Raw genomic sequence first — 18,286 nt, forward strand, 5'->3', positions numbered from 1 at the left:
TCTGTTCACGTGCAATTTTCTGTGTTAGTTAAACTTTTGCACACTGCTATAATTTTATCATTACACTTCCTGAGATCAAATCGAGAATCGCTTGTCTTCTTGGATTGCTGTAAATTGTCAAAAGACTAACCCTGCTATCAATAAATCCAAATTAAATCTGGCTTAAGTCCAACATAAGTCCATGTTTTAATGGCAAAACATGGACTTATGTTGGACTTAAGCCAGTAGCATTACACTATCATTAGTACAAAAGTCACAGCATCATACCTATCTGTTCAGTTTCTCACTATTCTTTAAACTATAACCACCTCATTGATTGACACTCTAAACAAACAATTAACTCTATAAAAACTTTACACAAATTCACATGTTTCTAACCATGTAATCAGGTCTAAAACCTGCAAAAAATTAAATAACTAATAATGAAACACTTTAACTTATTAAAAACAAGCACTTTCTTATCCGCTCTGTTAGTATCCGGCAGCTTGCTGGCTCAGACTCCCTCCGCAGGATCATCTGATTATGTAAAACCTTTTGAACCTAACGCTTTCCGGACGTGGTCAATCGGAGTTAATGGTGGTGCCATGTACCTTGGATCTTTCTTTGGCAATGACGACTATGCCGGCAGAAAAACCGAACTGGGTTACGGAGGATACATCAAAAAACAAATTCTCCCTGCATTTGGCTTACAGGCTGATTATTTCCGTGGCAAACTTTCTGCAAATAGAAGCAATCTGATCAATCATGATGAGGCTGGTCCCATCGCATCTTTCTCGACAGATCTGCATTGGGCTGCCAGCTTAAGTGGCAATTTCACATTGGCGAATATAAACTTCAGAAAGCGTCAGAACTTCGTACAACCTTATGCTACTCTAGGTGCTGGTTTGGCAGAATATAAACCTTCTACTACCAATACTGCTGGTGCAACTACTGAAATCCATAATATTGGAGAGGTGATCATTCCTGTTGGTGCAGGTGTAAAATTCAACCTGACCAAAGGTGTAAATCTTGATTTAGGTTATACCGTAACTTTTGTTAATTCCGACAATATTGACGGTTATACAAGGGGAACCAATGATAAATATTCTTACGGCCATGCTGGTTTGGAATTTGCTTTGGGAAATAGCTCGAAACCTCAGTTAGCTGCCCATAATGTGGTTGCTGATTTGGAAAACGACTACGTTGGTCGTTATGATGACCTGGTACAACAACTGGATGCTGAAAAAGATAAAAACATGCGCTTAGAGGAACGTTTTAATAAAGCTATGGCGGATGAAGATAAAGATGGTGTGGCTGACCTTTTCGACAAATGTCCGGGTACTCCTGAAAAGACAGTAGTGGATGGCTCAGGCTGTCCCCTCGCGGAACGTAAACCTGATGTGAAAGTTTACATCACTGAGGAAGACAAAAAGGTAGTTGCTGATGCGATTAAAAATCTGGAGTTTGACTTTGGAAAGACTACAATTCGCGAGACTTCTTTCGCAAGTTTAACTCGTGTTGCAAGTTTATTGATCAATAAAAACTTCAGTCTTAAACTTTCCGGCCATACGGATAATGTAGGCAGTTCTGCAAGTAATACCAAGTTATCAAAGGCCAGAGCTGAATCAGTAAGACAATTTCTGGTAAGCAGGGGCGCAAATGCATCTCGTGTTGAAGCAACCGGATATGGTGAAGATCAACCAATTGCTTCTAATGATACTGAAGCTGGTAGACAAAAGAATCGTCGTGTAGAGTTTACCTTATACTAGATAAGACCTATTTAAACAGTTTTTTAAGGCGTTCTCTTTGAGAACGCCTTTTTTGTTGGCAAATATAAAGGTCAGGTAATTTCAAAAACTTGATAAATAGGTTGAAACAATTAAATAAAGCAAGATTCCTACATTTTTACAAAACATAAACATCTTAATCGTGTCAAACTTTTAATTTAGATTTTATGTTTACCATTTAAGCAACGGCGATATGCGGGGATACTCTTTTTCTAAATTTATACCTGAAAAAGTTCAGGAAGGTGGGTTTGATGGCTTAATGAATATCTTCACTCAACTGCTGAATTTCACGGCGGGTGATCCAAATGAGGCATTGGCCTGGATGAATGAGCTGGATAAACAGCACCATTTCACCAACAATGACTATGGAATGGGTGATTTTATTGACGAATTGAAAGATAAAGGCTTCATTGATCAGGATGGTGACAAAAAGGATGGCTTTAAAATTACGGCTAAAACCGAACAAACCATTCGGAGGTCCGCTCTGGAAGAAATCTTTGGCAAACTTAAAAAGTCAGGTAAGGGAAGTCATAATTCAAATTTATCCGGACAGGGTGAGGAGAAAAATGCGGACCGTCGTGAGTTTGAGTTTGGCGACAGCCTGGATCAGATTGACATGACTGCCTCCATTCATAATGCACAGTTAAATCATGGTATTGGGGATTTTACGATGACTGAGCGCGATTTGGAGGTAGAGGAAATGGATTACAGGACGCTTACTTCTACAGTGCTGATGATCGACATTTCGCATTCGATGATTTTATATGGCGAGGATCGGATTACACCTGCTAAAAAGGTAGCCATGGCTTTGGCTGAACTCATTAGTACCAAGTACCCTAAGGATACGCTTGATATTGTAGTTTTTGGGAATGATGCCTGGCCGATTACGGTCAAAGACCTACCCTATTTACAGGTTGGTCCTTATCATACGAATACCTATGCGGGGTTGGAGTTGGCTACAGATATCCTGAGAAGGAGAAAAACAACAAATAAACAGATCTTTATGATCACGGATGGGAAACCTACGTGTCTAAAAGAGGGGAACCGTTATTATAAAAACAGTATTGGGCTTGACCGCAAAGTGATCAACAAAACGCTCAATATGGCGGCCCAATGTAAGCGTCTGCATATTCCGATTACGACGTTTATGATTGCGCGCGATCCATATCTGCAACAATTTGTACGTCAGTTTACTGAGGTTAATGGCGGAAAAGCATTCTACAGTTCTCTTAAAGGATTAGGGGAATATATTTTTGAAGATTACATAAAAAACAGAAGAAAGACGTACCGATAGGATTGACGTCTTGCACACTTATGGAGAATTTGTTAAATATCAAAACTTTCGGAGAATTAAAGGCCTCCGGTTATACATCACGGTCATTAAAACAGGAATTGCGGGAAAATTTGATCCTTCAGCTCAAAAATAAAGATGCTGGATTTGAAGGCATAATCGGGTATGAAGATACGGTAATCCCAGACTTGCAAACGGCCATTCTTTCGCAGCATAACATACTTTTACTGGGTTTACGCGGACAGGCGAAAACCAGGATAGCACGTTTAATGGTGAACCTGCTTGATGAGTATGTGCCTTATATTGAAGGATCTGAGCTTTTTGATGATCCTTTTACACCGATCTCCTGGGTTGGACATCAGAAACTAACGGAATTAGGTGATGATACGCCGATTGCATGGCTTCATCGTTCGGACCGCTATACCGAGAAGCTTGCTACTCCTGATGTAACGGTTTCGGATTTAATTGGTGACGTGGATCCGATTAAAGCGGCTACTTTAAAGCTGACCTATTCGGATGAACGGGTGATCCATTTCGGGTTAATACCCCGTGCACACCGTAGTATTTTTGTAATCAATGAGCTGCCCGATCTTCAGGCAAGGATTCAGGTGGCGCTGTTTAACATTTTACAGGAAAGAGATATTCAGATCCGTGGTTTTAAACTTCGTTTGCCACTGGATGTACAATTTGTGTTTACCGCTAATCCGGAGGATTATACCAACCGAGGATCGATTGTGACGCCTTTGAAGGACCGGATTGAGAGTCAGATCCTGACACATTACCCGAGGAGCATTGAAATCTCCAGGAAGATTACCCAACAAGAGGCTTCTATTTCACCGGAACAACGTGAAAAGATTGAGGCCGATGGCCTGGTAAAAGATTTGATTGAGCAGATTGCTTTTGAGGCTCGTAATTCGGAATATGTAGACCAAAAATCGGGGGTTTCTGCACGACTGACTATCTCAGCGTATGAAAACTTAATCAGCACAGCGGAACGTAGGATGCTCATTAATGGGGAGTCAAGCACATTTGTGCGGATGTCTGATTTTGCGGGTGTGATTCCTGCAATTACAGGAAAAATTGAGCTGGTATACGAAGGTGAACAAGAAGGTTCAGGCAAAGTGGCCAGTATTTTGTTAGGGAAAGCCATCAAAGCACTGATGATCAACTATTTTCCTGATCCAGAGAAACAAAAACGTTCTAAAAAGGCTAATCCTTATGCGCCTATCATTAACTGGTTTGATGGTGGAAATACGATTGATATTTTGGACGGTTATGTTTTGGACGAATATAAAGCGGTTTTAAATGGCGTTCCTGAATTAAAAAATGTAATAAAGAAGTTTCATCCTACTCTAAGTAAGAATCAACAGTTACTTTTGATGGAATTCTTGTTACATGGTTTATCAGAGTTTTCTCAGGTGAGTAAGTCCGCTTTGGATAACGGTTATGCGTTTAAAGATATGTTAGGCAGCTTATTCAACACTGGTTTTGAAGATGAAGAGGACGATTTGAATGAGGATAACCGCTATTAATATTTTAATTCAACATGTCCGATCGTATTATTCCGTTACTTATAATTAGTCTTCTACTACTTATAATTGATTTTTACATTTTTAATGCCGTTAAGTCTATTAGCAAAGAAACGTCTGCCCGAAGGGTAACTCTATTTAGCTTTATCTGGTGGGGCTACTCCATATTGTTGATCCTCGGCGTTTTTTCTGCTATATTTTTAAATCTTTTTCTCTCGTTAAGGGCGGTCATTCTGGTGGCGTTCTTTTTAACGTTTGTGACTAAACTATTTTTTATTCTCTTCCTTTTTGTGGATGATATCCGCAGAGGGATTACCTGGGTCATTAGAAAAGTTAGTCCTGCAAAAGATCCTGAGTTAAAGGTTAATACTGTTTCAGCGCCTATTACCCGCTCGGAGTTTCTGGTTAAAGCTGGAATTGTAGTGGCTGCAGTGCCTCTTGCATCCCTTACCTGGGGCATTGCCAAGGGTGGATATGATTATCAGGTGAAGAGGCAAACTTTAATTCTACCGAATCTGCCGAAGGCATTTGAAGGAATTAAACTGGGACAGATTTCAGATATTCACTCCGGAAGTTTCTATAATAAAAAGGCGGTTGCCAGAGGGGTAGATATATTGCTGGCCGAAAAGCCTGACTTTATATTTTTCACCGGTGACCTGGTGAATGATATGGCAACAGAAATGAAGGACTATCAGGATATTTTTTCAAAGGTTAAAGCACCGTTAGGTGTATTCTCTGTGTTGGGAAACCATGACTATGGCGATTATCATTTTGGAAGAGAGGCCTCGCCTGCTAAAGCGAAGAACCTGGCCGATGTAAAAAAGATCCATCAGTTAATGGGTTATGATCTGCTATTGAACGAAAACAGGAGACTCCGCGTAGATGGTGAAGAAATTGCTATTCTGGGCGTGGAAAACTGGGGTGCTGGCCGGTTTATGAAATATGGTAAGCTCGATTTGGCTATCCAAAATACAGATGATGCACCTGTAAAATTACTCATGTCGCATGATCCATCGCATTGGCGTGCACAGGTATTGAATCATCCTGATATTGATGTGATGTTTAGCGGACATACCCATGGAATGCAATTTGGAGTGCGCACGAAAGAGTATCAATGGAGCCCGATTGAGTATATTTATAAGGAATGGGCCGGACTCTATAAAGAAAAGCAACAACAATTATATGTAAATGTGGGATATGGCTTTTTAGGCTATCCGGGACGTGTTGGAGTCTTACCTGAAATTACAATATTTGAATTAAAGAGAGCATAGTGTTTCACCCTGTTTAATCCTTATTACATGGCCGATAGGCAATCCCCATCGTTAAGTAATACCCTTAGATCAATTCTGGATTTTATTCTTTTCAGCAATATTTTTATTGCGCTTTGTGCTGTTGCACAGGGCTTGGTCACCTATCACCTACTCAAGGTTAAGCCTGATCAGTATGTTTTGGCACTCTTGTTCTGCTCTACGCTCGCTTTGTATAATTTCAGCATGCTGCTGTCGAAGCCTAAACATCCTCTTAAGTCTTCCTTCAAACGAGTGAGATGGATTTTTAGCCATTATAGGCTAACGGTAACGATGACGATAATCGTAGTAGTCGCCATTATGCCGCTTATCCTGTTTCTTTCCATGCCTTCCCTAGTTTTACTTGCATTTTTAGGGGTGGTATCGATCGCGTATAACCTGCCACTTTTTACTTTAAATGAGCACAAATTCGGCCTGAGGAATATTCCGGGTTTGAAGCTTTTTCTTATTGCTATGATCTGGTCATTCAGCAGTGTACTGCTTCCTATAGTGGAAAGCTCGGCAAACCAAGCTGTTCATATTTCTTTGGCCTCCACGATCTTACTGGTGGGCAAACGTTTTCTTTTTATTGCTGCGATTACGATTCCTTTTGATATCCGCGACCTGTTTCAGGACAAAAGTTTCAATCTGAAGACCATTCCGGTCATGCTTGGAGAGAAAAAGGCCTACCTGTTTTGCCAATTTCTGCTCCTGACCAACATTGGCCTGCTCTTATTGTTCACGCATCATTTTAATGCAGACTTCTGGGCCCTCACACTAACCACTACTTTAGCCGGATGGCTGATATTAAAATCCGACTTCAACAAGGATGAATACTATTATTTCGGTTACCTGGATGGTACGATGATCTTACAGTTTGTACTCCTGGTCCTTTTCAGCCTTATTTAAAACTATTCAGCTACAAACCGATAACCTATTCCACGTACCGTTTGCATGTAATGAGGCGTGTCCGGATTGTCTTCAATCTTTTTACGCAATCTGACAATATGCATATCCAGTGTCCGGGTGTTGACATCAGAATTGTATCCCCATACCACCATCATCAGTTCCTCACGCTTGATCACCTTATTGATATTCTGAAGGAAGTATAAAAGGATCCTGTTTTCTAATATAGTTAACTCTACTTTCTTTCCATTCTTTACCAGGGAATGGGTATTAGGCGTATGTTCCATGTCGCCAAAGCGATTTACATCTGAATTTCCAGCATGGACAATAAACTTTACCTTATTTTCAATAAGGGCAACCAAAACATCCATATTAAACGGTTTGGTTACATAATCGGAAACACCAAAATGGTAGGCATCTATTTTATCTACGTCCTGTGCTTTGGCAGTCATCATGATAATGAACTTTTCGAAACCTCTATCGCGCACTATTTTACAAATTTCAGGTCCTTGTTTACCAGGGAGCATCCAATCTAATAAGACAATATCGGGATGTTCAGCCATGATCAAGGCTTCAGCGTCTTCACCATTGGCGCATTCAACTACAGTATACCCTTCCCCTTTTAGTCGGTGTGCAACTAAAAAGCGTAGGTTTTCATCATCTTCAATTACTGCAACTTTTATTTCCTTTGTCATAATTTATAGTTCAAATGGTAAAACAACAGTAAACTCGGAACCTTCTCCTTGTTTACTTTTAAGGGCAATACTGCCACTCATAAAATTAACCAGTTCTTTGCAAAAAGCAAGACCTAAACCTACACTCCCCTGCTGATTATACTGACTCTGTATTCGATAGAATTTTTTAAATACATTCTCCGATTCGGCCTTTGCAATACCTATACCCTGATCTATAAATTTAAACACAATATTTCCTTTTTCGAGGTAAACTTTTATGTTAAGAACTTTTTTTTGAGGTAAAGAATATTTATAGGCATTGTCCATCAGGTTCTGAAAAATACTCGATAGCAGTACAGGGTCCGTTTTAAAACTAGTGACCGACCCGGTTGAATGTGTGATTTTGAAATCAGGATACTTGATCTGATAGGCGTCAACCATGTTCTGGATGAAGACTAGAAGATCTATTTTCTCTTTTTTAATAGTGATAGAGTGGTTTTCTATTTGGGTGAAAGACAGCAGCTTATTCATCAGATCATTAAGTTTGTCTGCTTCCTCATCTAATATTTTCCCATAGTGGAACCGTTCCCTGTCAGATAGTTCTTTTGCACTTTTAATGTTATTACCTGCTATTTTGATGACGCTTACAGGTGTTTTAAACTCATGAGTAAGATTGTTAATGAAATTGTACTGCAGACTGAACATTTTCCGGTTCACATTCAGATTGCTGTATATGAGATAGGCGATAAAAAGCAATACGCTAAATATGAGAACAATGGCAAAAGCAACAGGGATCAATCGATGGTTTATCTCTTTGTTAAGATGACTTCGGGATGAGCTAAAATGGAGTTTATAATCAGCGAAAGCTCCTGTTAATGGGAGATCAGTACTCAGGATATCAGGATCCGTAATCAGCGACTCATAAACAATGGGCGTGATATGTATATATTGATAGAGTTCCTTATTGGTATTTTTAATAATAAGCTTCTCCGGATCGAGAATAAAAGACACAATATCTTGTTGAAAGACAGGAGAGAGTGCTTGTTCTTTCAGCATGAGCGCTTTGAACGTCTGCATGTCCTCATCCCTGGGGATATTCATATAGGTGATACGGTTATGCGTTACATGGTAAAAAATACTAATAAAATCGGCTGACTGAAGCGGTTTTTCGGAGTCTACGGATTCAATATATAAGGCAAATTTAACGGCCATGTGGTTAAACTCCTCCATGGTTGAAGAAGCGGTGTTAGTGGTTTTTTTTCGTTGGCTAGACACCGCGCTCCCTTGTTTATTCCTTTTATAGTCGTAAACAGCTTTAGGATTCATGGAAAAATGGTTAATCCGGAAAGCTTTTTGAATCGGGTGATTGCTGATTTCGGTATCGTAAAATTCAACACCTTTCACAAAAGTATATTCCTGAAAAACCGAATCGGCATACTTCAGTGAGGAAGAGGAATCAAGATAGCCCTGGTAAAAGGAAATTTCAGGTACTTTTTTTTGAAAAAACTCATTGTATGGCTTGAGCGTTTCTTCTAAAACATCTATTTTACGTTGGTTGAATTCATTTTCAACATACTTATCGGTTAAGCGATGTGCTAGAAACATGGCCCCAATAAAGGAAAGAGTAATGAGTAGCAGGAAAATAACATTTAGTGCGCTGTTACGGCGATATTGAAATCTTGCCTTAGGCATATGATGCTATTTGTTTAAATTGTCAGATAAAAATACTTCAAGCTGACGGTAGAAGTTCATCTGTTCTTCCAAATTATTCAACTGGTCGTTTTCTCTTATTAAATAAGTAATTGGAATCTTTCTATTCTTTAACTCCTTCACAAACTGATTTGTTTCGTTAATATTGGCCCTGGGATCTTTTAAATCCTGTGCAATGAATAAAGGAGCGACAATTTTGTCGGTATGAAACACCGGGGAAACAGCCCGCAGGTAATCCATTTGTTGTTCCGGATTCCCTACCATCTCATAATACATTCTCAGCATGGGCTTGAAGTAAGGCGGAACAGCTTTAATATAGGTAAACAGGTTAACAAATCCGGATTGAGATGCACCGCAGCGGTACAAGTCGGGCTGAAAGCATAAACCGTGTAAGGCGCTGAAACCTCCAAAACCGGTTCCATAGATCGCAACTCTATTTTTATCGGCAATTTTTTCGGTGATTAGCCATTTTACTCCGGCAGTTATATCGTCCTGAATATTACTTCCCCATTTTTGAAAGCCCGCAATCCAGAAGCTCTTACCATAACCTTTGGAACCCCTGTAATTGGGTTGAAAGACAGCATATCCCCTATTGGCAAAGAACTGTACTTCTGAATTAAATCCCCATGAGGCTCTGGATGTTGGACCTCCATGCGGAATTACAATCAAGGGGAGATTTTCTGCTTTAAAACCAAGTGGCAAAGTCAGATATCCATTTATAGTTCGATGATCCTTTGTTTTAAAATAGATGGGCTTCATTTCACACATCGCATTTTGAGGCAATGATGGGTTAATCTCACTCAGTTTTGTTAATTTTCCCTTAGCCAAGTCGTACAGATAGTAAGTACCTGGAGATCTATCGGTGAAGGTTTTAACAATAAATTTTTTCTCTGCGCCATCATTTCCTGTAATTTGAACTTCAGTATTCGGAAGGAGCTTTTCGAGATGCTGGTATAGGTTTCGTATGGAATCATCGAGATAAAAGCGCTTCTTCTTCCAGGTTTCATAACCTGCATAAAGAAGCCGATGATTCAATGGAGAGTAACCTGCTTCAGATACATCAACCGAATCGTTGGAATAGATTAGCTTTTCTTCTTTTCCTGTGACACAATTGATCTCCACCAATGCCATTTTATCCCGGTGCTGATTTGATAATGCATATATAACCCCTTCGTTCGAGGAAGAGAATCCAATGGGTGCAATTTTTGTTTTAAAACTATTTGTCACTACCGGTTTGAAGGGCTGCCTTTCTTTAGATCGGTAAAGCAATGTTTCGTTTACACCATCAGTGGCCACGGCTAGTTTAATTTGTCCATCTTCGTCAGCAATCCAATGGCTAATGTTCCCAGGGTTTTTTTCTGCAAGCTTCAGTTCGCCCGTCCTGATATTTAACCGGTAAGCATCAAAAAAAGTGGAATCCCGCTTATTTATGGCAATTAACAATTGATTTTCTATAATCCGGTAGGGGGTAATAAACTTTAAACGAAGTTTCCCCTCTGAAAATAGGGGACGAAACTTCTCTCCTTTCTTGTTAACAACATAAAGACTGGGACCTTTTTCATCATTGTTTTTCAGGTAAACAATCTCATCATTGTTTCCCCAGACATAGTAAGAGATGCTATAATTAAGCTCAGAGCTGATACGCGTAATTTTACTCCCATCCAGTTTTTGTACATATACATTCATCTGATTTTTATATGGTTGAAGGAAGGAAATATATTGGCCATCAGGAGAAAGCTGGAACGCAGTCTTTTTAGGGTTTTTAAAAAAATCTTCAAGGGGGATCCGCTGTGCTTTTTTATCCTGAGCACATGATGCAAAAAGAAGCAACCACACTAATCCATATATTATCTTTATCTTCATTCGCATATTCATTCAATACCGCTCAACTTACGGCTTCTGTAAAGTACAGATTTAAAGTACTAAATTATCATTTTATAAAAGCGGATTGAGTAACAATTAGAATACAGCTGTTTTGTGTATAATTTCATCCCCTTGAAAGATTTATTTATTAAGCATTATATTAGTAAATCGCTGAGTGTTTAAGATATGAAAAGTTTTCTTCTTCGCTTTCTATTTTTTCTTGTGTCACTGCCTGCATTTGCACAGTCGGAAGTGGAGGACCGACTCGCAATGGAGTACTATCAGGCTGGTGCGTTTGAACAGGCTTTGCCCGTATATCAGAAACTTTACGCTGACGGTATTCATCCGGAGTATTATGATCAATATCTATCCGTTTTACTGAAGACTAAAAGCTATCAGCTTGCTGAAGAACTGATTAAGAAAATGATAGCGTCGGATAAGAGTTCTTCGATGTATCAGATTGATTATGGGCGACTTTTGCAGGAGCAGGGCTTTAAAGAAAAAGCCGATGAACTTTACAACGAGTTATTGCGTACGATTCCTAAAAACGAATTTGCCATCAGAGAATTGGCAGGATCGTTTTACCGTGCTAATGCATTGGACTATTCGATAAAGGCATTTTTATACGGAAGAAAAGCATTAAATGACCCACAGGCATTCGGATTTGACCTAATTTCCCTTTATCGGTATCAGAAAAACAAACAGATGTTGGTGCTTGAGTATATGAACATTTTGTCCAAAACTCCTGATCCATTGATTATTAGGCAGGCACAGAATAATTTCAATACGGTATTCGACACCGCTGAGGATTATACCCTTCTTGAAAACTCGTTGGTAGCGGCATTGGCAAAAAAATCGCAGTCTATCGCTTTTGCTGAGCTTTTATCCTGGACGTATCTGCAACAGGGTAATTACAGTGCTGCTTTGAAACAACTGATCAGTCTGGATAAAAAGGGGAAGACAAATGGAGAGCAAATTTTCAATCTGGGGGAAACTTTACTTTTCAACAAAGCATTTAAAGAGGCTCTAATGGCATTTGAATACTTAGATAATAAAAGTATCGACAACTCGTATCATTTACCTTCTAAGGCCCGGATACTGTATTGCAAGACTGAGTTGCTGAGTAATTCGCTGGGTGATAAATTCGGGAAAGCTGAATTACTTTTGATTGGCGACAATAAAGATAACAATACCTTGAAGGATGTTAAGTCCAGAAAAGGAGAATTGCCTTCGGGGGAAGTAAATAAATTGGAAGCTGAGTATGTAGCATTTTTTAATGAAGCAAAGGATAACCCTCAGGAACTGTTTTTTGCTATGCGGAAGTTAGCTGATTTTCGGGCATATCAGCTTCGTGAATATATAAAAGCTGGTAGCTTATTGGAGAAAGCTTTAGCGTTGCCTGACCTTTCTTCGGCTCAAAAAGGACAAATAAAATTAGAATTGGGCGATATCTATATTTTTGACGCTAATGTCTGGGATGCAACTTTGTTATATAGTCAGGTAGAAAAAGAGTTTAAGAATAAACCTCTGGGACTAGATGCAAAGTATAGAAATGCTAAACTATCTTATTATAGAGGTGACTTTGTATGGGCTAAAGTTCAAATTGATGCTTTAAAAAGCACTACTAGTCAACTAATTGCAAATGACGCACTGAACTTGAGCATTCTGATTACCGAAAACACAATGAGTAAAGCGGATACTAATGTGTTAGCAAAATATGCTGAAGCTGATTTCTCCTTATTTTGCAATCATCCGGAGCAATCGATTCGTATTTTAGATAGCATAAACACCTTATACCCTCAAAATTCGCTTGCTGATGATATATTAATGTTGAAAGCACGGATATTTTTGAAGCAAGAGGATAATTTGTCCGCCATATCTTGCCTCGATTCCATTGTGAGTCAGTATAGTTACGATGTATGGGCAGATGATGCCTTATTTATGTTAGGAACGCTGTATGAGTCAAAATTAAAGGAGCCTGAAAAGGCAAAACATTATTATGAGAAGATCATTATGGATTTCCCGGGAAGCTTGTATATAGCCGAAGCCCGCTTACGATTTAGAAAGTTAAGAGGCGATTCACTTGGATAGTTCAGCTCTTGCATGTAACTTCGCTACATGATTTTATACAATTTGACTGTAATAATTGACGAAAATATTGATTTAGAATGGCGTAACTGGATTAAATCGACTTTCATCCCTAAAATATCTGATACGTCCCTTTTTATATCGCATCGCATTTTAAAGGTGCTTAGTTCACCAAATGAAGGCATTACTTACTGCATTCAGCTTGTTGCGGAGTCTGCCGCTCAATATGACCAGTTCGTGTCTAATCATGCCCCGAAAATAATGGAGCTGCACACAGAGAAATTCAGTAATCGCTGTGTCTCATTTAGCACTTTGATGGAATATGTGGAGTAGGCATACTTCTTTGGAATCCATGTGAAACGGTCAGGTCTTTAATAAAACTGGCTATTGCTTTCTCATTCAATTTTATTACATCCTGCCCATCAACAGATGGCTTGAAGAGTATTCTTTCGATAAAATTTAGTTTTTTAAATACCAGGTCTCCTTCAAAAACCCCCTGTGCTACACTATGGGCTCCTAATACTGCAGGAAAGGCGCGAGAGAACTGACCGGAATCGGTTGAATCAAGGATACAGCAAATAAAAAGCCCTAATTTTTTATCTAATAAAGTGGCAAGGTTACGCTTACAAAAGTTTTTTACCTGATCTTGAATAGAGCCATAGTGAATTGAGCCTCCAATAATGACCTGATCATAATCCGTAATTACTGGATCTGGTTCGTTTTCCAGATTGTATAAAGTAACATTGCTCCCTATAAGTGCTGCTATATGCTGAGCAATTATCTCTGTAGTACCGTGACGTGAAATATAAATGAGAGCAGTTTTCATTATTTAGGGTTTAGGATTACGACTTTGGTTATTAATTATATTAGTAAACGGAATTTATACTTTAAATGTTATCAAATTTAATAAAAAAAGACCGCTCATTTTGGGGAGCGGTCTTTTTTTATTAAATATACGAAGCAAATTTTATTTTATCAGATCATAGAGCTCATCCAACTTAGGAGAGAGCACAATTTCTATACGACGATTTCTACTTCTTGCTTCAGTGGTATTAGCATCCTCTATAGCTTGGTATTGCCCTTTTCCTGTAGCTGTGATTCGCATATTTTCTATCCCTTGCTGCTCTGTGAGATACCGTACTACAGAAGTTGCACGTAACACACTTAGATCCCAATTGTCTTTAATCTGTCCCAGGTTAATCACCTTTTGGTTATCGGTATGTCCTTCTACTGAAATATTTATTTCTGGTTGAGTTTTCAAAACAGTGGCTAAACCGGATAGTGCCAATTTCCCTTTTTCGTCAATAATAATACTACCAGAACTAAAAAGAAGTTTATCGGTTAACGAAACATAAACTTTTCCATTGCGTACTTCTACTGTCAAGCCACTTTGCTGAAAGCCAAATAGTGCTTTTTGAAGTTTATCCTTAAGTGCATTAGTTGCTTCATCTCTTTTGCGAAGAACGGCCTCTACCTCCTGCAATCTTGCTTCGCGCGCTTTAAGATCTCCGGATAGTTTGTCGGAAGATGCCCTTAAACTGGCATTATTGGAGTTTAATCCGCCTACTTTAGATCTAAGATCATCTATCTGACTGTTTAAATTGGCGACTTCGGATGTTAACCGGGCAACTTCATCATCGAGACTTTCTATCTTGGCATTGGCGCTATTCAAAGTCGTATTCAATGAATCTCTTTCTGCAACCAGCGCTTTATACTTTTTAGGAGATAAAACCATGCATGAGCTGAATAAAAAAACAGCTAATAGAAAATACAGCGATTTGTTCATGCTACAATATTAAGAAATCGCTTTACGCAAAAAGACCATAAAGGGAAATATTTTTGCTGCAAGTTCAGCAATATCCTTTGGAGAACTTGGTTTAAGCAGTTCTTTATCGGTTAACTGTTTGCTAAAAATGAAACTTTTAAGTTTTAAATACTCCATCTCAGGATGGTCTTTTGGATAGCCCTTGGGACTTGTTTTCAGCTTATGTTCTGGTCCCAATTCGCCAAAGCTATTTATAAGATCTTTTTGATCGATAACATGGTGCCAATCAGCAGTATTATAATCAATTTCCTGACGGATAGCTTTTAACTCGTTTGCTTCGGGATACCAGCTACCACCCGCTATAAAAGAGGCTCCAGGTTGGATGTGCAAATAATAACCAGGGCCAGGAAAGTTTTTACCAAGCGATGAAATGCCAATGCCGAAATTAGTTTTATATGGCAATTTATCGAGGCTAAACCGGACATCGCGATAGATCCGCATCACACATGTTTTAGGATCGAGGTCTTTGGGAACAGTGGAGTCGAATGCAGAAACTCCTTTTATAAGATCCTGTGCAAACTGAAACACATCTTCTCTTGCGGCATCATGCTCTTGTTTATGATCTTTAAACCACTCCCTATTATTGTTTTCTGCGACAGATTTAAGAAAATTAAAAGTTGATTGCTGTATCATGATTATTTCCGTCCTGCTAATTGGGTGAAATCTTTATTCCGTAAAGTTTAAATTATTTATATAAATGAACTTAGATCTATTAAATTCAAAATGGCTTCCCCTATATTCCCAATCAATTAAAGATTGCATTTTCAATTTTTCCTAATTTCGTTCAAGATCTCCTTCAATGGAATTACGTAGTATTCTGCATCCCATTGGCATATCAATTAATAACTTAATTCCTTTTGAACAAAGCCTGTCCAGAAAGAGCTCCATTCATTTTTTCATTTAGCAGGGGGCTGATAACTTATAAACTTTAGATAAAACCACTCCTATTCGAATGATGTTCTTTTCTAATTTTCATTCGGTAAATGGATCGTTTATATTATGTAAATATATTATATGCTCTATTCATTAAAAGCTTTAACTGTTTGGTTCAGATTAAATTACATTCTAATCTTTGTCCAGCAGTGGGTTATATTTCACGTTTGGTGATAACCAATGAAGAAGTATAACTCTTGAATATCTGAAATTAAAAGGAGAAAATGCAAGAGTAATTGCAGCCATCACGCCAAGGTATAACACTGGGGACTCACTTTTATTACTTAAATAAAAAGTAAGAATTCCGGTAGTCACTAACTGGGCTACCACTAATGCGTAGCTGACATACATCGCAGCATAAAAATAACCAGGTTCCACTTCAAAATGGAATCCACAATGAGGACAATCCTCATTTACTTTTTGGGCTTTGAAACCATACATAGGGCCTTCAAAGACATTACCTCTCCTGCATTTTGGACACTTACAATTTATAATGGCAGATAGTTGCGGCGTAGTTGTTTTCACCATTATCTATTGAAGTTTTCGTTATTTGGATCCAAATTATTATGATCTTTCCGATACTTTTTATACCATAAAAAACCAATGCCTGCAACGGCCAAATAAGGAGCAGCAAGAAGGTATAAAATTCCATCATTTAATCCGTTGCCCTCTGTATTGCCATTTTGGGTTGAATTATCAGCTGTAGCGGCACACATTGAGCATTGAGAATAGCTTTTATTACTTACCAAAAACAAGCTCATAAAGCAAATTAATACAGTCAGATAGCGTAATAACTTCATTTTTTTTAACGGTTAAAATGTATAATAAGGGGATATCATGACATACACAATAACACCCGTAACGGTTACATATAGCCAGATTGGATAGCTCCATCTAACTAATTTCCTATGGCGTAAAACGTTCATACGTAAACCACTATGGAAGCTCAACAATACTAACGGCAAAACTACTGCGGCAAGTATAATATGAGTAATCAGTATAAAATAATAAATATGCCGGATCAATCCTTCACCTCCATAAGTGGTCTTTATTCCTGTAGCATGAAATATAATATAGCTGACCAGGAACATGGAAGACAAAATAAACGTAACAATGTTTATCGCTTTATGAGCTTGAATATTTCTTTTTTTGATCTGATATAAGGAAATTAGCAGAAAAACACTGCAGGTACCATTTAAGATTGCATTTAGTTTGGGTAAAAAATAAACCCATGAAGGGACAATGGCACCTTCGGGGAAAACAGTTATGAGCTTAGCCTGAAGAATGCAAACCACAGCGAAAACGACTACTGAGACAGCAGCAATTAAGCGAAATATAATTTTATCATTCATATTTTTATTGATTTAACGATCGGTAACCTTACGCAATTCTTCTACGATGAGCACCTTAATTTCGTCATCTAACTTACTCATTTGCTCTTTGTTATCTGAATCGTAATATCCTCTTATCCTCTTTTGTGGATCAACCAGAATGAGCATAGGACTATGCACAATAGTAGAGGTATCCGAATGATCCGCATAAGCATCTACTAAAAAATCTTTTTTAGCCAGATTAAAGATCAGACTTTTATCCCCCGTAAGGAAAAACCATTTCTTTGGATTTGTATGAAAGGTCTGCGCATACTTTGTTAGAATTTCGGGATTATCGTATTCTGGATCCACAGAAACAGAGCAGAAGCGAAGCATTCTATTATCGTCGTATTTATCTGCAAGAAAGTCCATTTGGCCATTCATCTGCTTGCAAAAACTGGTACAGCGGGTGAAGAAGAAGTTAAAGATGGTAATTTTGCCGCTATCCAGAGGGAATGAAAACTCTTTCCCCTGCTGATCTTTCAGCTTAAAATCCCTGATCTGATGATAGGTAGTATCAGGAATCTGTTTTCCTCTTTTTATATGGAACGTTCCACTAAGTTCCTTTGGACCAAAAATACTTAAGGGACGATAACGATTTTTACCTTTTTCCTGCAGTAAATAATATAAAAATCCCGGTACCATTAGTATGAATACCAGGACTACTATTTTTTTCCATGAAGATGTGTTCCTCATTGGTTCATATGAAGATTCAAATAGGATCCTTCTGTTAAAAGCAATACAATGAAATAAACAATAAAGATCAGACCTACTGTTACTGCGGTGATCATTGCCGATTTTTCAAACTTAAGGTGCATAAAATAGCCAATGATATAATAGGCCTTTAGCAAGGTAAGTGATATATAAGTAAAGTTAGCCAAGCCGTGATTAAATCCCCTTGGCATTAAAACAAGGGCTATGAAAAACTCTATAGCTGTAATTCCTAACAAATAAAAAAATACTTGCCAGATTCTCTTTTTTGTCATGCCCGCATGATCTGCCTGATCTGCATGTTCCTGACCTTTTGTATGCTCTGTTGTCATTT

The 18,286-nt window shown here is 38.4% G+C and carries 18 protein-coding genes; 7 read left to right on the plus strand and 11 right to left on the minus strand.

What is annotated here, in order from left to right; all coding sequences use genetic code 11:
• Positions 1-422: 422 nt before the first annotated feature.
• The 5 genes from BFL47_RS11335 to BFL47_RS11355 all read left to right on the plus strand — a co-directional run bounded on the left by BFL47_RS11335 (position 423) and on the right by BFL47_RS11355 (position 6,781).
• Positions 423-1,748, plus strand: a complete 1,326-nt coding sequence (locus BFL47_RS11335) for an OmpA family protein (RefSeq protein WP_069659911.1) — start codon at positions 423-425, stop codon at positions 1,746-1,748.
• Positions 1,749-1,959: 211 nt separating this feature from the next.
• Positions 1,960-3,060 (plus strand): vWA domain-containing protein, encoded by a 1,101-nt coding sequence (locus tag BFL47_RS11340; RefSeq protein ID WP_069659912.1) that lies wholly within the window; start codon positions 1,960-1,962, stop codon positions 3,058-3,060.
• 20 nt (positions 3,061-3,080) lie between these two features.
• Positions 3,081-4,589: an AAA family ATPase gene (locus tag BFL47_RS11345; protein ID WP_069659913.1), complete on the plus strand. Its 1,509-nt coding sequence runs from the start codon at positions 3,081-3,083 to the stop codon at positions 4,587-4,589.
• Between the two features lie 14 nt (positions 4,590-4,603).
• Positions 4,604-5,857: a metallophosphoesterase gene (locus BFL47_RS11350; RefSeq protein ID WP_069659914.1), complete on the plus strand. Its 1,254-nt coding sequence runs from the start codon at positions 4,604-4,606 to the stop codon at positions 5,855-5,857.
• Between the two features lie 27 nt (positions 5,858-5,884).
• Positions 5,885-6,781, plus strand: a complete 897-nt coding sequence (locus BFL47_RS11355; protein ID WP_069659915.1) for a UbiA prenyltransferase family protein — start codon at positions 5,885-5,887, stop codon at positions 6,779-6,781.
• Positions 6,782-6,783: 2 nt separating this feature from the next.
• On the opposite strand, the gene BFL47_RS11360 is transcribed toward BFL47_RS11355, so the two are convergent.
• The 3 genes from BFL47_RS11360 to BFL47_RS11370 are packed head-to-tail and all read right to left on the minus strand — an operon-like array spanning position 6,784 to position 11,025.
• Positions 6,784-7,473: a response regulator transcription factor gene (locus tag BFL47_RS11360; RefSeq protein ID WP_069659916.1), complete on the minus strand. Its 690-nt coding sequence runs from the start codon at positions 7,471-7,473 to the stop codon at positions 6,784-6,786.
• A gap of 3 nt (positions 7,474-7,476) precedes the next feature.
• Positions 7,477-9,144: a sensor histidine kinase gene (locus tag BFL47_RS11365; RefSeq protein ID WP_069659917.1), complete on the minus strand. Its 1,668-nt coding sequence runs from the start codon at positions 9,142-9,144 to the stop codon at positions 7,477-7,479.
• Between the two features lie 6 nt (positions 9,145-9,150).
• Positions 9,151-11,025 (minus strand): S9 family peptidase, encoded by a 1,875-nt coding sequence (locus BFL47_RS11370; RefSeq protein WP_083257139.1) that lies wholly within the window; start codon positions 11,023-11,025, stop codon positions 9,151-9,153.
• A gap of 186 nt (positions 11,026-11,211) precedes the next feature.
• Between BFL47_RS11370 and BFL47_RS11375 the strand changes: the two genes are divergently transcribed.
• Together BFL47_RS11375 and BFL47_RS19295 are read left to right on the plus strand one after the other, a co-directional pair.
• Positions 11,212-13,116, plus strand: coding sequence for a tetratricopeptide repeat protein (locus tag BFL47_RS11375; protein WP_069659918.1), 1,905 nt, complete (start codon positions 11,212-11,214; stop codon positions 13,114-13,116).
• A gap of 27 nt (positions 13,117-13,143) precedes the next feature.
• Positions 13,144-13,446, plus strand: coding sequence for a DUF4286 family protein (locus BFL47_RS19295; protein WP_083257135.1), 303 nt, complete (start codon positions 13,144-13,146; stop codon positions 13,444-13,446).
• Here the strand turns inward: BFL47_RS19295 and BFL47_RS11380 are convergent.
• The 8 genes from BFL47_RS11380 to BFL47_RS11415 form a co-directional block, all read right to left on the minus strand.
• Positions 13,418-13,939, minus strand: a complete 522-nt coding sequence (locus BFL47_RS11380) for a flavodoxin domain-containing protein (protein WP_069659919.1) — start codon at positions 13,937-13,939, stop codon at positions 13,418-13,420. The genes BFL47_RS19295 and BFL47_RS11380 overlap by 29 nt on opposite strands.
• 141 nt (positions 13,940-14,080) lie before the next feature.
• Positions 14,081-14,899 carry an OmpA family protein gene (locus BFL47_RS11385; RefSeq protein ID WP_069659920.1) on the minus strand — a complete coding sequence of 273 codons (819 nt, stop codon included), beginning with the start codon at positions 14,897-14,899 and terminating at the stop codon, positions 14,081-14,083.
• A 9-nt stretch (positions 14,900-14,908) separates the two neighbouring features.
• Positions 14,909-15,571: a DUF2461 domain-containing protein gene (locus BFL47_RS11390; RefSeq protein ID WP_069659921.1), complete on the minus strand. Its 663-nt coding sequence runs from the start codon at positions 15,569-15,571 to the stop codon at positions 14,909-14,911.
• Positions 15,572-16,003: 432 nt separating this feature from the next.
• Positions 16,004-16,399 (minus strand): DUF983 domain-containing protein, encoded by a 396-nt coding sequence (locus BFL47_RS11395; RefSeq protein ID WP_069659922.1) that lies wholly within the window; start codon positions 16,397-16,399, stop codon positions 16,004-16,006.
• A complete protein-coding gene (locus tag BFL47_RS11400) occupies positions 16,399-16,671 on the minus strand; it encodes a hypothetical protein (RefSeq protein WP_069659923.1) in 273 nt (90 codons plus the stop codon). The genes BFL47_RS11395 and BFL47_RS11400 overlap by 1 nt, the downstream gene beginning before the upstream one ends.
• Positions 16,672-16,683: 12 nt before the next feature.
• The gene (locus BFL47_RS11405; RefSeq protein WP_069659924.1) at positions 16,684-17,223 is read right to left on the minus strand and encodes a DUF420 domain-containing protein; all 540 of its coding nucleotides are present in this window, start codon (positions 17,221-17,223) and stop codon (positions 16,684-16,686) included.
• A gap of 12 nt (positions 17,224-17,235) precedes the next feature.
• Positions 17,236-17,937: an SCO family protein gene (locus tag BFL47_RS11410; protein WP_069659925.1), complete on the minus strand. Its 702-nt coding sequence runs from the start codon at positions 17,935-17,937 to the stop codon at positions 17,236-17,238.
• Complete coding sequence (locus tag BFL47_RS11415; protein ID WP_069659926.1) at positions 17,934-18,284, minus strand: cytochrome C oxidase subunit IV family protein; 351 nt, start codon at positions 18,282-18,284, stop codon at positions 17,934-17,936. The genes BFL47_RS11410 and BFL47_RS11415 overlap by 4 nt, the downstream gene beginning before the upstream one ends.
• Between the last annotated feature and the right edge of the window lie 2 nt (positions 18,285-18,286).

This window comes from Arcticibacter eurypsychrophilus (assembly GCF_001730525.1).
GTDB classification, from domain to species: Bacteria; Bacteroidota; Bacteroidia; order Sphingobacteriales; family Sphingobacteriaceae; genus Arcticibacter; species Arcticibacter eurypsychrophilus.

Coding starts and splice junctions, on each gene's coding strand:
- BFL47_RS11335 (WP_069659911.1), top strand. CDS start 423: ATGAAACACTTTAACTTATTAAAAACAAGCACTTTCTTATCCGCTCTG.
- BFL47_RS11340 (WP_069659912.1), top strand. CDS start 1,960: ATGCGGGGATACTCTTTTTCTAAATTTATACCTGAAAAAGTTCAGGAA.
- BFL47_RS11345 (WP_069659913.1), top strand. CDS start 3,081: ATGGAGAATTTGTTAAATATCAAAACTTTCGGAGAATTAAAGGCCTCC.
- BFL47_RS11350 (WP_069659914.1), top strand. CDS start 4,604: ATGTCCGATCGTATTATTCCGTTACTTATAATTAGTCTTCTACTACTT.
- BFL47_RS11355 (WP_069659915.1), top strand. CDS start 5,885: ATGGCCGATAGGCAATCCCCATCGTTAAGTAATACCCTTAGATCAATT.
- BFL47_RS11360 (WP_069659916.1), bottom strand. CDS start 7,473: ATGACAAAGGAAATAAAAGTTGCAGTAATTGAAGATGATGAAAACCTA.
- BFL47_RS11365 (WP_069659917.1), bottom strand. CDS start 9,144: ATGCCTAAGGCAAGATTTCAATATCGCCGTAACAGCGCACTAAATGTT.
- BFL47_RS11370 (WP_083257139.1), bottom strand. CDS start 11,025: ATGAAGATAAAGATAATATATGGATTAGTGTGGTTGCTTCTTTTTGCA.
- BFL47_RS11375 (WP_069659918.1), top strand. CDS start 11,212: ATGAAAAGTTTTCTTCTTCGCTTTCTATTTTTTCTTGTGTCACTGCCT.
- BFL47_RS19295 (WP_083257135.1), top strand. CDS start 13,144: ATGATTTTATACAATTTGACTGTAATAATTGACGAAAATATTGATTTA.
- BFL47_RS11380 (WP_069659919.1), bottom strand. CDS start 13,939: ATGAAAACTGCTCTCATTTATATTTCACGTCACGGTACTACAGAGATA.
- BFL47_RS11385 (WP_069659920.1), bottom strand. CDS start 14,899: ATGAACAAATCGCTGTATTTTCTATTAGCTGTTTTTTTATTCAGCTCA.
- BFL47_RS11390 (WP_069659921.1), bottom strand. CDS start 15,571: ATGATACAGCAATCAACTTTTAATTTTCTTAAATCTGTCGCAGAAAAC.
- BFL47_RS11395 (WP_069659922.1), bottom strand. CDS start 16,399: ATGGTGAAAACAACTACGCCGCAACTATCTGCCATTATAAATTGTAAG.
- BFL47_RS11400 (WP_069659923.1), bottom strand. CDS start 16,671: ATGAAGTTATTACGCTATCTGACTGTATTAATTTGCTTTATGAGCTTG.
- BFL47_RS11405 (WP_069659924.1), bottom strand. CDS start 17,223: ATGAATGATAAAATTATATTTCGCTTAATTGCTGCTGTCTCAGTAGTC.
- BFL47_RS11410 (WP_069659925.1), bottom strand. CDS start 17,937: ATGAGGAACACATCTTCATGGAAAAAAATAGTAGTCCTGGTATTCATA.
- BFL47_RS11415 (WP_069659926.1), bottom strand. CDS start 18,284: ATGACAACAGAGCATACAAAAGGTCAGGAACATGCAGATCAGGCAGAT.